Raw genomic sequence first — 12,772 nt, forward strand, 5'->3', positions numbered from 1 at the left:
TGTAGTGGTCAACTAAATTTAGACAACAGATAAGAGGTTTCGATTGAAGTAACGTTTCTCTTTCTCTAATGGGGTCAGATAATTGTTGAAAGTATGTGGTCTGATGGTTTGATAATAACCCCAAATATACTCATTAATAGCACACTTAGCTTCCTTAATATTCTCATAGCCAACCTTTGGCATCCATTCAGTCTTAAAACTTCTGAAGAATCTCTCAGTAGGAGCGTTATCCCAACAATTGCCACGGCGACTCATACTGTGAGTCATATCACTGCACTCACTCACATAGATAGAGAACTCAAGACTGGTATAATGACTCCCCTGATCGGAGTGGAACATTACCCCAGCAGGGTTTAATCTAGTGTGATAAGCCATCTTTAAAGCTGATCCAGTTAATAAGCTATTAGGTGAATCTGACACAGCAAAGCCTACAATGCGCCGAGCATATAAATCCAAAACGATTGCTAAGTAGCACCAGCCACCCTTGATACGGATATAAGTCACATCCCCAGTCCAAACTTGATTAGGTGCTATGGGACTAAATTTGCGCTCTAAGGTATTGTCATGAATCTTGTGACCCTCATCGCAGTGTTTGTACTTAGGTTGCTTAAGCTGTCTGCTGATAAGCCCCATACGCTTCATAAACTTACCTGCTTTATAACGAGACAACCTAACACCGTGTTGATGCCATAAGATAGCTGTGATAGTGCGCGTACCTGCTGAGCCATTAGAGTCATTAAATATCTGGCGAATTAACGCTTTAACCTTGATAGCTTCGATATCGATTGGCTTAATCTTAGTGCTGTAGTAGTAACTGCTTCTGACAATACCAAGTAAGTTACACAGTTGGCTTTTACTAATTTGTTTATCTTGCTCTGATAACTTAGTAATTAGCGATAGTCTTTCAGGTTGTCCAATGCTAGCAGAGCGGAAGCCTTTTTTAATATATCACGCTCCATCCGTAAGCGTTTATTCTCCTTACGTAGTTGCTGAAGTTCTCTTTGTTCATCAGTTAAAGCATTGCCTTTGACTGGTCCAATACCCTGCTGTTCTTGACGATACTTACGCACCCAGTTATCAAGCGTTGAGATACCAATGTTCAGAGAGTTGGCCACTTCTTTGATTTTACGGTTTTCGTCAATAACGGCACTAATGGCTTCAAGTTTGAATTCTCGGGTGAATTTGCTACGCTGTTTGGTCATACTAAGTTCCTTTTTTAAGTTAGTATAACCTCTTAGTTGCTGTCCAGTTTTATTATGACACTACAATCCCACCTAAAAACTTGCCAACGGAAGGAAACATTGATGCGGGCCACACTAAGGCTCTACCAATGTTATAGGCAAAACTTTTATACTGATATTGTCCAAAAAAATTACTATAAATTGCATAGATAAAGCCTATGGAGACATAACCCGTTAATAAGAACGCTTTAATATTCTTCATGTATGAAACCCTTTTTCAAAAATTGAAATTTTTTCTACAGTTCTATTTTGATATCCCCATACACTGTTCAGTAAACTTCATTGCATTTTCACCAAAACTTTCTGGTAAATATCCCATTTCGTTCATACGTTCTAAAGACTCCTCTCCATAGGTATCTTCTAACTTTTCATAAATACAGGCGCAAACTTTCTTTCCGCTACTCATAGCTCCCATATCCTCTGTACATCCTTGCATGAATTGACGCTCCGCTGAGCTAGCACAACCTGTTAATAACAATATTATTGATGAACTTATCCATAAAGACCGCATAATTATCTCCTTCAAAATATCCTAAAATGGGATTATCCTAAAAAAGGATAAAAATAGCAATCATATTTTTAAATAAATGTGGTTATTCTTGAAAACAATTTACAATGAAACGTACAGACAACTCATTCAAGTATTAGTCAAAGCACGTAAAGATGGGGGTTTAACACAACAACAAATTGCAGACAAACTTGATAAACCTCAATCTTTTATCGCAAAAATTGAAGGTTTTGAGCGAAAATTGGATGTACTTGAATATATAGAAATTTGTACTATCCTAGGTATCAATGCAGGCGACACCATTAACTCTGTTTGTTAGACATTAGTAGAGATACTAAAGTTAACAACCATATAATTAGTCCTATAAATCATGGCGATATTGCACCATATCGGTCTTTGTCGCCAGTGTATCGTATAGCTTGCGGGCGGTGGTATTGTGCGCTTGCGTTACCCAATACACCCGATTGCAATGTTTGGATTGAGCAAACGTATACACCTGCTCTATCAATGCCCGACCCACACCTTGCCCTCGCACACACTCACCAACGTACAAATCCTCTAAATAGCAACAATCACTGGCATTCCATGTATTGGGGTGCAATACCACATGCACAAGGCCGACTAAGAGTGACTCGTCTTCTTTATCTATCCACGCTCCAAAGCCATAAATATCGCTGTCATTGCTGATAATACGTTGCCAAGTATTGTCTATCACCGCATCACTTAGCGTGGTTTGATAGAAGTCAAGATAGCCCTGCCATAGTCTAAGCCAATGCTCATGGTCGTTAGGTGCTAAGGGTTTGATAATGGGCATGGGATTTCCTTTGAGTGAAGTGAATTTTGACACACTTATTAGGGTCTGTTGAACTTTCACCCCGTCAGGCTAATACCTACAAGGGATATAGCTACTTTTTACTTTCATGTAAAAATTGGCTAAATTTACCTTATCCTGCGTTAATGAACTTATTAATATCCTGCTGTTATTAACAAAAGCTACCTGCGTTCATTGCCTTGACTAAGACAAATTTAATCTCAATTTTTCCTATGAAGATGAATGTTCAACAGACCCTATAAGCAGAGAATATTCTCTCTTTTAAAACGCTTAAATTTTACAAACCATACGATAAGCCACCAGCTTACCCTCTTCGGCTATCTCATCTATCACTTCAAAGCCATTTTTTTGATAAAACGCTTTGGCGGTAATGGTTGACTCTGCACTTAGCTCATTAATACCTTGATTGTGATAATGTACTTTTGCAGTATCTAATAAACGTTTGCCAATACCTTGTTGCTGTTGGTTTGGCTCTACATAATTTAATAATATCTCGCCTTTTGCTGATATCAGCAAAAACCCAACGATTTTCTCCACCTGTTTACAAACAAGTGAATAATTATGCTTTATCCATAAAGCTAGGTTTTCCTCTGTCTTATTGGCTAACCACGCATCAATACTGGCTTGATTATTATGATGGTCAGCATGACAAGATAAAATACTATTGTGTATCACTTGAATAATACTTTTTACGTCACTTAATTCGGCTTTATCAATATCAATCATTTTATTATCTCTAGTCGCTACTTATAAAAATACAGGCTATCCATCATATAGAGTTAGCGTTATAAATCAAACCACAAAAAAAATCCCCAATAATAAATATCGGGGATTTTTTTAAATAACGAATAACTAGAATAACGATAAATTATTCATCAAAATCAATCATCACTTTCATCGCATTTTCTTCTGAGGCGTGTTTAAACACATCGTAGGCTTTTTCCATTTCTGCGAATTTGAAATGGTGTGTTGCCAATTTGTCTAGTGGCAATTTGCCCGAACAGCAAGACTTCAGTAGCATACCAGTGGTGTTGGCATTGACTAGACCCGTTGTAATGGTTAGGTTTTTAATCCATAGTTTTTGGATTTCAAACTCAACGGGCTGACCATGTACCCCGACATTGGCAATATGACCACCTGCTTTGACAATTTTTTGGCAAATATCCCACGTTGGGGCAATACCCACTGCCTCAATGGCACAATCCACGCCTTTACCACCAGTCATCTCTAACACTTGCTCAATAACATTATCTGAGCCAGAATTGATGGTATGCGTTGCCCCCATTTCTTTTGCCATTTCTAGGCGATTGTCATCAAGGTCAATCATGATGATATTGGCAGGTGAGTAAAATTGTGCCGTCAATAACACGCCCATACCGACAGGACCAGCACCAACGATGGCAATGCTATCACCGGGTTTGACATCACCATACTGCACCCCGATTTCGTGCCCTGTTGGTAGCACATCGGATAAGAATACCGCCACTTCTTCGTCTAGCTCTTCAGGTAGCTTATATAAAGAGTTATCGGCATAAGGGGTGCGCACGTATTCGGCTTGTGTGCCGTCAATCATATAGCCCATAATCCAACCACCCTTGTTTTCACAATGGGCGTAGAGTTGTTTTTGGCAATTTTCACACGAGCCACAACGGCTAACACAAGATACGATGACTTTATCGCCTTTTTTAAAGTTGCGTACACTATCGCCCACTTCTTCAACGATACCAATACCTTCATGCCCTAAAATACGACCATTCCACTCACCAGTCTCGGCTTTGGCGGTTTCTTCAATCTCTGGATTTTTACCTTTCCAAATACCCAAATCTGTACCACAAATGGTGGTTTTGGTCATACGGATAATGGCATCGGTGGGTTGCAAAATGGTGGGTTTATCTCGCTCTTCAAAACGAATGTCGTCACCGCCATAATAAACCATTGCTTGCATTTTATCGCTCATTTTTAGCTCCTATTATTGTATTAAATTTTAGGTTAAATTTATTTGTTATTTGTAGCTTAGAAGCTTCTTTTGCTATGGGTTTATTATACACTTTTTCTTTGTAATCCACAATTATATTAAGGATAAAAATTCTTTTATAATCAACATGTTATAACATAACATTAGTCATAAGAATGTCATATAAACTGATAATTAAGTTAGTAAAAAATGAATAATACTGAGAAAATACTATTAATTTTTATTAATTAAATATTATAATTTTATTATAAGAATGATGGTCTGATATGAATCAGGTCAATCATGCTGTTGCTTATCACTATTATCTCTGCCACCATTATCCACCAGACAATTTAGTATTAGATAACCCAGTATGCAGATATTAAGGAAACCCCATGATTAGAGAGATTCATGTCACTAAGCTTGCTCAAGAATTGACAGATAATAAGTTAACTGTGCAAACTGCCACCATTTATGATGTGCGTGACCCTAAGGCTTATCAGGCAGGGCATATTGAGGGGGCGGTTAATCAGCCTGTTAATGATAGTGTAAATAAAGATTTATTAGACGCAAGCGAAGGCACAATTTATGTGCTATGTGGCGGTGGTAGCAAAGCACCAAGATTTGCAAATATGTTAAATGAGCTGGATAACAGTCGTGATATTGTGGTGCTGACTGGTGGCACAAGAGGGGCAAAATCAGCAGGTATGGTGATTGTTGAGGGGTAGGTTTTGACTATAGGGAGGGCATCTGATACGGCTCTATGACTGCTACCATCAATCCCACCCCCAATCATATATGCACCAGCACCTGTATTAGGGTCAATGATGATATACCTTGAACCACTCCAAACAAACGCATAAATCTGTGTTTAATTTTAGATAAGTTCTAGTAATTTAATATATTTAGATAATTGCAACTCAAAATTTGCCTTAACAAACTTAATATATAAAAGTTTAAAACTTCTAAATACTTTCTCTAAGTCATTTACCCCAATACGTTCAATTATATTTATAATTTTAGAATTCTTATTACAATTAGTTGTTATTGCATAGGTATTATTTTTATATTCAAATATAAATATTTTACCAGTCTTGCGTGTTGGAAATTGTATTTCAAAACTTTTTAAATTTTTAATATTATTTAAAATAAATGGCAAACTAGAAATCCAAGTTGAAAAATCATATTTATATGTCCCTAATATCGAGGCATCAAGCCCAATGACAAAATCAAAATTTGTACTTTCTATAAGGGAATTTTGAATACAATAAGTAATAATATCTAATATTGAATAATCAAAGTCTGGATTATCTAAAGCCCAATAATTAATATCCAAAATTATGTCATTAATTATTTTAGGATTTAAATTAATTTCTCCTAAGTTGGTTTCTAATTTCACTAGTGAAGTCCTATTGAATTGGATATGCTGTATTTAAACAATTTTTTCCTAGATAAGTGTTAAAAAATTATCTTAGCTTTTGTTACAGGTATTGGCTCAATTTATAGTTACTCTCCGCGTCATTAGGCAAAAACTCTGCCTTACTTTTCTATTTTGATACTTTGTCGTTCTGATACTTCTCTGATAATGCGTATTTTGTCACCGTCATTATAAAACTTAACAAATTAGATAGATGGGAAGTATTGTATAAACTTTTTATTCAATTTTTACTTTCGATAGCTATTATAATACTTGAGTATATATATTTATATCTTAGATTTATAATCTAATTTTTAGCTTTAGTAATGTATGGTTAAAATGCAGGGTAGGCTAACGATGGCATAACCCACATAAAAAATTGGCACGTTATGCAGTCGCTAATACGCCCTACATGACTTATTTAATCTGAGCATTTGACACTTTCCCATTCTTGTTTTTTTTGAGTTATATTCTCCTTTGAAACCTAATTTCCATTCTGACCTAAGCTCAAAGCTTTTAGATCCTCCATGTCTCTCTAAAAATATAGCATTGTTATCTTGTCGCTCACCTGATCTTGGTATATAGAAACTTTGTCCCTCATACCCGTCATACGGATCATGCCATAGCATATTAACAGTCCCAGTCAAACTATAATTAGTTCCAGATTTTTTAGCTTTCAACTTCACTTCACCATCTAATAAAGATTTTCCTAATAGATAGGCTAATTCACTCAATGGATTATAGTCTGTAATCTATGCTTTCCAATAATCTGTAGCATCAAATTCATTGTTGTTCAGTTTTTCGTTGCAACTCTTATTATTTATCTTGCAAGTATTCATTTTCAAAATCTTTTGTGTATTTGGCGAGTAGGTCGGGATTATTTGCAATATCACGTTCAACAAAAACCTCATTTTGTCGTAATTCATAAGAAATATTGCGAGTGTCCAAAAATATTATCATCTGTTTTTTCTCATTATTATTTAATGGTTTATACTCATACCTCTCTAAAGAGGCATTATAATAAGCTTTTCGAAATAAACCATAGTCGTCTTTATTAAACATATATATTATTACTCCAATAAAAATAATTATAAGGATAAAGATTGACGATATTTTATTTAATTTGACCATTTGATACTTTCCCATTCTTGTATTTTTTGGATTTATAAAAATCCAAATATCATATAGATCTTCACATTTATTTGTTTTAGTTATCAAGATAAGTATACTGCAATATATTATTTTCATATTTTATGGTGCAAGTAAACTTTCCTATGGTTCTTGGGTCGCTTATTAGCAAGGTTCTTTTTGTTTCGTTTTTATAAAATCTAAAACCTTTATTTTCTGCTTTGTCTATTATAATGTCAAAACTTAATGTTTGATTTGAAGCTTCCAAGTCTTTACAAAAGTTTTTAACATCTTCAGTTAAAAATATAAAAGGATAGGTAGCGTAAACAACGATGATAATAAGTATTAAAACAATAGATTTGACTACAGTATTTTTCACACTATGTCCTAATTCCATACACACCATCAGAAGCACCCGCTAAACCAGTAGCATAGAGTGGGTTAGCGATAGCATACCTTAAAATCTACAAAATAGTCGCAACTTCTCGCCCTTGTACTTTATAGAAATACTGTTGCACCAACTCTGTAATATTTTTGCCATCATAAGGAAGTGGGTCTAGATAAAATTGATATTCTTGCTGATTATTAGGGTTATGACTACCCTGATAAAAGTTAATAACTAAATAGCGACTTTTATGATTATGTAGATTTCTAAAGTGTATATCATAGATATTGTGCCATGTAATCTCTTGAATACCTTGCTCATCTTGAATGATTAATTTATCAGCCGTTAGCGTTAACGATACTGACGTTACTTTGGCAGTATTGTTTTCTACCAAATTTTTGCCAGCTAAAACACACAATACAGCAAAACCCAATGGCAACATGCTTAATAAAATAATCCCTAAATCCAGATTGCTTTTTTGCAAAATGATATTGCTTAATTCACCCATTATCCAATATAACCCTAACCACAAACTGGGGACATAAAACAGTATCACTATGACGGTTAATAAGTCATATCTTTTGCCTTGAATTTTAATAGCGGGTAACTGCTCTGCAGACTTTATCGCTGATAAATCAGATAAGCTAGGTAATACAGGGGCATGGCGTTTTTGTTGATAATGCAAATACAACACAAAAGCAAAAACCAATAAGATAGCGATATAGCCAACCGCTGAACCAATATCCGTAAACGCCAATAACATGAAGGGCAAAATCATGGTAACTGAAAAGGCTTTGATATCTTTAAAATAACCTTGCCAATAAAAATAAATAACATAAGCGACTATAAATAAAACAAACCCCAAGCCTTGCATAGGAATAAAAATTTGCGTCATCACCGCTATCAATACAAATAGGCTGATATAAGTAAATGTTTGATAGATATAATGAGTTGGAGCTTGAGTTGAGGTCATTATTTTAAAAACTCATCATGTACTGTTACACTTGCGTTTACTCTATCAGCATCTCCATAAACTTCTGTTTCGCTATGGCGACTGGTATCAACAACTTTACCAAGAAAGCTACAAATTTTATATTTTTGTGAATATATTACTACTTCTCTTTCCATATCTATGACTCCTTAAAATTATAAATACTTGTATACCAAATATTTAACTCAGACCCAAATAAACCCCAAAGATACAGATTTTTCTAGTTTTAATAACTTTCTTATTTTAAATTATCCAAGCACCAGTGATAAGTATCTAACAATACTTTATCAATAGTACCTTTTGATAATTCTAAACAAGTGATAAACCCTGTATCCTTGGCCTTAAAGAATATTTTTTCTTTATCATTAAAAGTTACTAAATATACCTCATTACTGTCATCAATCATATCTCCTACTAATAATGAGTATGTCCAAGCCTGACTATTATCAACATCTGAAAAACGCATTTTATCTAATAAATTATATGCCTCAATATCATCAAGCTCAAAAATATATTGGTTTTCTCTAGATAAATCTTGATTAGAATTATAATGTAAAATTAACTCACTCCAATAACTACTTAAAGTGCTTGAGATGCCAAAACAATTATTTGGTATTATCTGATTTTTTATAATATAGGCAAATATCCCTTCCTTAAAATCAGGATATGACCAGTCCTTTACCTCATCTATATATATTGCAAATTTATCAGGATTACCAAAAATCATTTCTTTTTTCTCTAATATTTTTGCTTATATCATTAGTAACAAAAGGTGGGTTAGCAAGTCCCGAACCCACCCACTTTGCCCCTCAATAAAAACCTACTCCCCCACCAATCCCAAAAACTCTTCCTCACCCACTACCTTCACCCCTAGCTTTTCTGCTTTGGTAAGTTTTGAACCTGCTTTTTCACCTGCCAGCAGAGCGGTTGTTTTAGCAGAAATACTGCCCGATACTTTTGCACCCATCGCTTGCAGTTTGGCTTTTGCCTCATCTCGTCCCATACTGGTTAGTGTGCCTGTAATCACCCACGTTTGCCCATCTAATGGCAAGTCTGCATTGGCGATTTGTTCCACTTTATCCCAATGCACGCCTGCATTTTGCAATGCAGTAATCACTTCGATGTTATGCTCGGCTCGAAAAAAGTCAAAAATCAGCTCGGCAGTGATATCACCGACATCAGGGGTTTGTTGTAATTGCTCGATACTGGCAGACATCAGCTCAGGCAAATCGCCAAATTGTTGTGCCAAATTTTGTGCGGTGGTTTCACCCACGCCACGAATCCCTAAAGCATAGATAAATCTAGGCAAAGTGGTTTTTTTACTGTTCTCAATGGCAGTCAGCATGTTTTGCACTGATTTTTCACCCAATTTTTCGAAGTTTACCAAGTCTTCTTGATGTTCTTGTAAATGGTAAATATCGGCAACGGTTTTGATAAGTCCCTGTTCAAAAAAGCTAATCAGCCAACGCTCACCCAAGCCATCAATATCCATCGCCCGTCTTGATACAAAGTGGATTAACGCCTCTTGTTGCTGTGCAGGGCAGAACAGTCCACCGCTACAACGTGCCAATGCTTCACCTTCAGGCAATACCACTGGCGAATCACAGACAGGGCATTGCTTAGGCAAAGTCACAGGCTGGCTGTCATCAGGACGCATCTCTTCCCATACTCGGGTGACTTTAGGAATCACATCCCCTGCCCGATGTACGCTAACGGTATCGCCTGCACGCACATCTAATCGCTGAATTTCGCCAAAGTTATGCAAGGTAACGTTACTAACAGTGACCCCACCGACTTGCACAGGCTCTAACTTACCAACTGGGGTGAGTTGCCCTGTACGTCCAACCTGCCATTCAATGGCATTTAGCCGAGTCATCACAGTTTCGGCAGGGAATTTATAAGCAGTCGCCCAACGTGGCTCTCGTGATAAAAAGCCAAGCTGTGCTTGCAAGTCAAGGTCATTAACCTTTATCACCGTACCGTCAATCTCAAACGGCAAATCAGGACGTTTTTCGATAACCGATAGATAGTAGGCTTGTGCTTCATCAAGATTTTTGACGATTTGCACATCACTTAGCGTAAAGCCCAAATCTTTGAGCCAATACAGTGCGTCCGTTTGGGTATGGATATACTCTGGCAAGCCCTGATTAACCGAATAAGCATAAAAAGCAAGAGGTCGGGTTTTGGCGATATTGGGGTCAAGTTGGCGTAGGCTACCAGCCGCCGCATTGCGAGGGTTGGCAAAGGTTTTATCACCTTTTTGCTCGGCTTCTCGGTTGAGCTTCTCAAAGCCTGCTTTGGGCATAAGCACTTCACCACGTACTTCTAGTAGCTCAATATCATTGGCTTGCTCGAGGATTAACGGTAAGTTTCGAATGGTTTTGACGTTTTGGGTGATGTCCTCACCCACTTTGCCATCGCCACGAGTTACCGCTTGCACAAATTGTCCATTTTCATATTTTAAGGACACCGCCAAGCCATCAAGTTTTAGCTCCATTTCATATTCTGGATTTTGCTTGGCATCGCTTAAACGATCATTGACCCGTCGCATAAACTCACCCAAGTCGTCACGATTAAAGACATTGCCCAGTGATAGCATGGCGATATCATGAGTCACTTGGGTAAAAAATGGCAAAGGTTTATCACCCACTGTATTGGTGGGGCTATCAGCTTGGATAAGCTCGGGGTGCTGGGTTTCTAAGTCAACAAGTTGGCAACGCAACTGGTCATATTCATTATCGCTGATGGTAGGATTATCTAGCACATAGTAGGCGTTATTATGGGTGCGTAGCTCTTTGATTAGGGTACGCATTTGCTGGATAATTTGTGAATTGGTAGAAGTTTGCTTGCTCATAATCGCCATCTTTTTGTTAAGTTTTTAAAGAAAAAAAAGTAGGGTTATGATAGCAAGATTATATAGATACGTGTGTGACTGTCGTACATATCTATTATCAAATAGCAAATAAAAATCCCAGCCATATATTGACTGGGATAATTAGTATACTAAGCACTGATCTGGTTTTTGCTTAACCACTCTAATGCTGATTTTGTTGATAAGTCTGTACTTGCAATCTAAGTTGATGTCTTTGCTCTGTGGTTAAAGGCTCATTGTGCTCATCAAGCAATACCATATTTAATTGTTTTGCCATTAATGTAGCAATACTGATCATGGTATCAAAACCATGTAATGCTTTGGGGTGAGGTAGTGATAGGAATAATACCAAACCATCATAAGTAGATTTTGGCAAAGTATTTAAATCAAAAGGTGCAACACCTTCTTCGGTCACCCCCATCATACTAAACCACAAAATTCCTGTGCCATCTTTATTTTGATAACGATGGAACATATTCATTGCACCATACTTCATACCAAATTTATCAACAATGGCAAGCAGCGTCTGCCCACTAATGCCGGTAGTACCATCTGCTGGTGCAAGGGTAATATTGACGTTTTCAGTGGCATTATTAAGTGGACTATTTTGATCTTGCTCAGCCGTGCTGAGTAAATGTTTATCTAATACAGGGCTATTTTTTTTAAACTCTGGCTCATCAGCTGTTTCAACAACAGGGGTGATACTGGCAGTGGCTGAAGCCAAACTTGAGAACAAATCAGGTGTATTTTCTAAAGCATCGGGCTGTTGATGTTGTTCATCAGTAGAAGGCTGGGTAACAGTTTGTTGAAAGGTTGGTTGATTATTAGTGGCTTGCACATCTACATTAGGTTCATCTAAAGTGTTTGATGGAAAATCTTGCGTATCAGCAGCAGTCACTGAATGATTCACATCCTCATCAACCACGGCTTTTAAGTGGCTACGGTCTGGAGTAATGACCGTCTCACCACCCACAGTATCATCAAAATCTGGCGGATCAACAATATTACGCTCATGACGGGGCAAAATGGGAATGCCATTTTTATCACGCACCAACGCTTGCTCATTTTCTACTTCACGACGCTTGATACCACGGTAAATAAAATATAACCCTGCCAACATAACAAAAACAGCAACAACAATTAAAATAATTTGGGTAGTGGTCATGATAACAATGCCTCTATAAATAAAACAGCTATAAAACAAGTATACTGAGCAAACGGGCGATAACCCTTTTTATGACTATACAGTGATGCCACAGTGATAGTGCGTAGTATATTAAACTATTTGTATTGACTCAGAAATATGCAAATACGGATGAATATTTGTAGTCTAGCATGGTTAGCAATCATCGTCATTAATAGAAAATGAAATAAATTGCCTTATATTATCCACCAAGCAATTATCCATTCACCTGCCCTTAACTCATGACATCATCACTTTATT

17 protein-coding genes are annotated in these 12,772 nt (G+C 36.8%); 2 read left to right on the forward strand and 15 right to left on the reverse strand.

The window, feature by feature from the left end; translation table 11 throughout:
* Positions 1-18 precede the first annotated feature (18 nt).
* From FHK89_RS05880 to FHK89_RS05895, 3 genes are all read right to left on the reverse strand, one after another.
* Positions 19-945: an IS3 family transposase gene (locus FHK89_RS05880; RefSeq protein ID WP_329958687.1), complete on the reverse strand. Its 927-nt coding sequence runs from the start codon at positions 943-945 to the stop codon at positions 19-21.
* Positions 891-1,202, reverse strand: coding sequence for a transposase (locus tag FHK89_RS05885; protein WP_230656861.1), 312 nt, complete (start codon positions 1,200-1,202; stop codon positions 891-893). The genes FHK89_RS05880 and FHK89_RS05885 overlap by 55 nt, the downstream gene beginning before the upstream one ends.
* Before the next feature lie 283 nt (positions 1,203-1,485).
* A complete protein-coding gene (locus tag FHK89_RS05895) occupies positions 1,486-1,752 on the reverse strand; it encodes a hypothetical protein (protein ID WP_230657895.1) in 267 nt (88 codons plus the stop codon).
* An 88-nt stretch (positions 1,753-1,840) separates the two neighbouring features.
* Between FHK89_RS05895 and FHK89_RS05900 the strand changes: the two genes are divergently transcribed.
* Entirely contained in the window at positions 1,841-2,068 is a 228-nt protein-coding gene (locus FHK89_RS05900; RefSeq protein WP_230657898.1) for a helix-turn-helix domain-containing protein, read from the forward strand.
* A gap of 42 nt (positions 2,069-2,110) precedes the next feature.
* On the opposite strand, the gene FHK89_RS05905 is transcribed toward FHK89_RS05900, so the two are convergent.
* From FHK89_RS05905 to FHK89_RS05915, 3 genes are all read right to left on the reverse strand, one after another.
* Positions 2,111-2,563, reverse strand: coding sequence for a GNAT family N-acetyltransferase (locus FHK89_RS05905; protein ID WP_230657901.1), 453 nt, complete (start codon positions 2,561-2,563; stop codon positions 2,111-2,113).
* A 288-nt stretch (positions 2,564-2,851) separates the two neighbouring features.
* Positions 2,852-3,307: a GNAT family N-acetyltransferase gene (locus tag FHK89_RS05910; RefSeq protein WP_230657903.1), complete on the reverse strand. Its 456-nt coding sequence runs from the start codon at positions 3,305-3,307 to the stop codon at positions 2,852-2,854.
* A gap of 142 nt (positions 3,308-3,449) precedes the next feature.
* Complete coding sequence (locus FHK89_RS05915; protein ID WP_230657906.1) at positions 3,450-4,538, reverse strand: zinc-dependent alcohol dehydrogenase family protein; 1,089 nt, start codon at positions 4,536-4,538, stop codon at positions 3,450-3,452.
* Between the two features lie 392 nt (positions 4,539-4,930).
* Here FHK89_RS05915 and FHK89_RS05920 point away from each other — a divergent pair, with 392 nt between their 5' ends.
* On the forward strand, positions 4,931-5,263 hold the full coding sequence (locus FHK89_RS05920; RefSeq protein ID WP_230657909.1) for a rhodanese-like domain-containing protein: 333 nt from the start codon (positions 4,931-4,933) through the stop codon (positions 5,261-5,263).
* A gap of 149 nt (positions 5,264-5,412) precedes the next feature.
* Here FHK89_RS05920 and FHK89_RS05925 read toward each other — a convergent pair whose 3' ends face one another.
* From FHK89_RS05925 to FHK89_RS05965, 9 genes are all read right to left on the reverse strand, one after another.
* Positions 5,413-5,934, reverse strand: coding sequence for a hypothetical protein (locus tag FHK89_RS05925; RefSeq protein ID WP_230657912.1), 522 nt, complete (start codon positions 5,932-5,934; stop codon positions 5,413-5,415).
* A gap of 416 nt (positions 5,935-6,350) precedes the next feature.
* Positions 6,351-6,686: a hypothetical protein gene (locus FHK89_RS05930; protein WP_230657915.1), complete on the reverse strand. Its 336-nt coding sequence runs from the start codon at positions 6,684-6,686 to the stop codon at positions 6,351-6,353.
* Positions 6,687-6,768: 82 nt separating this feature from the next.
* Positions 6,769-7,014 (reverse strand): hypothetical protein, encoded by a 246-nt coding sequence (locus tag FHK89_RS05935; protein WP_230657917.1) that lies wholly within the window; start codon positions 7,012-7,014, stop codon positions 6,769-6,771.
* A 145-nt stretch (positions 7,015-7,159) separates the two neighbouring features.
* Complete coding sequence (locus FHK89_RS05940; RefSeq protein WP_230657920.1) at positions 7,160-7,459, reverse strand: hypothetical protein; 300 nt, start codon at positions 7,457-7,459, stop codon at positions 7,160-7,162.
* Positions 7,460-7,544: 85 nt separating this feature from the next.
* On the reverse strand, positions 7,545-8,438 hold the full coding sequence (locus tag FHK89_RS05945; protein WP_230657923.1) for a hypothetical protein: 894 nt from the start codon (positions 8,436-8,438) through the stop codon (positions 7,545-7,547).
* Complete coding sequence (locus FHK89_RS05950; RefSeq protein ID WP_230657926.1) at positions 8,438-8,593, reverse strand: hypothetical protein; 156 nt, start codon at positions 8,591-8,593, stop codon at positions 8,438-8,440. Before FHK89_RS05950 ends, FHK89_RS05945 begins: the two co-directional genes overlap by 1 nt.
* 101 nt (positions 8,594-8,694) lie before the next feature.
* On the reverse strand, positions 8,695-9,183 hold the full coding sequence (locus FHK89_RS05955; RefSeq protein WP_230657929.1) for an Imm42 family immunity protein: 489 nt from the start codon (positions 9,181-9,183) through the stop codon (positions 8,695-8,697).
* Positions 9,184-9,276: 93 nt separating this feature from the next.
* A complete protein-coding gene (gene ligA, locus FHK89_RS05960; RefSeq protein ID WP_230657932.1) occupies positions 9,277-11,310 on the reverse strand; it encodes an NAD-dependent DNA ligase LigA in 2,034 nt (677 codons plus the stop codon).
* A gap of 181 nt (positions 11,311-11,491) precedes the next feature.
* Positions 11,492-12,493, reverse strand: coding sequence for a cell division protein ZipA C-terminal FtsZ-binding domain-containing protein (locus FHK89_RS05965; protein ID WP_230657933.1), 1,002 nt, complete (start codon positions 12,491-12,493; stop codon positions 11,492-11,494).
* Positions 12,494-12,772 lie beyond the last annotated feature (279 nt).

Origin of the sequence: Psychrobacter sp. I-STPA10, assembly GCF_021012795.1 — a bacterium.
In the GTDB taxonomy this organism is placed as follows: Bacteria; Pseudomonadota; Gammaproteobacteria; order Pseudomonadales; family Moraxellaceae; genus Psychrobacter.

Coding starts and splice junctions, on each gene's coding strand:
- FHK89_RS05885 (WP_230656861.1), bottom strand. CDS start 1,202: ATGACCAAACAGCGTAGCAAATTCACCCGAGAATTCAAACTTGAAGCC.
- FHK89_RS05895 (WP_230657895.1), bottom strand. CDS start 1,752: ATGCGGTCTTTATGGATAAGTTCATCAATAATATTGTTATTAACAGGT.
- FHK89_RS05905 (WP_230657901.1), bottom strand. CDS start 2,563: ATGCCCATTATCAAACCCTTAGCACCTAACGACCATGAGCATTGGCTT.
- FHK89_RS05910 (WP_230657903.1), bottom strand. CDS start 3,307: ATGATTGATATTGATAAAGCCGAATTAAGTGACGTAAAAAGTATTATT.
- FHK89_RS05915 (WP_230657906.1), bottom strand. CDS start 4,538: ATGAGCGATAAAATGCAAGCAATGGTTTATTATGGCGGTGACGACATT.
- FHK89_RS05920 (WP_230657909.1), top strand. CDS start 4,931: ATGATTAGAGAGATTCATGTCACTAAGCTTGCTCAAGAATTGACAGAT.
- FHK89_RS05935 (WP_230657917.1), bottom strand. CDS start 7,014: ATGTTTAATAAAGACGACTATGGTTTATTTCGAAAAGCTTATTATAAT.
- FHK89_RS05945 (WP_230657923.1), bottom strand. CDS start 8,438: ATGACCTCAACTCAAGCTCCAACTCATTATATCTATCAAACATTTACT.
- FHK89_RS05950 (WP_230657926.1), bottom strand. CDS start 8,593: ATGGAAAGAGAAGTAGTAATATATTCACAAAAATATAAAATTTGTAGC.
- FHK89_RS05955 (WP_230657929.1), bottom strand. CDS start 9,183: ATGATTTTTGGTAATCCTGATAAATTTGCAATATATATAGATGAGGTA.
- ligA (WP_230657932.1), bottom strand. CDS start 11,310: ATGAGCAAGCAAACTTCTACCAATTCACAAATTATCCAGCAAATGCGT.
- FHK89_RS05965 (WP_230657933.1), bottom strand. CDS start 12,493: ATGACCACTACCCAAATTATTTTAATTGTTGTTGCTGTTTTTGTTATG.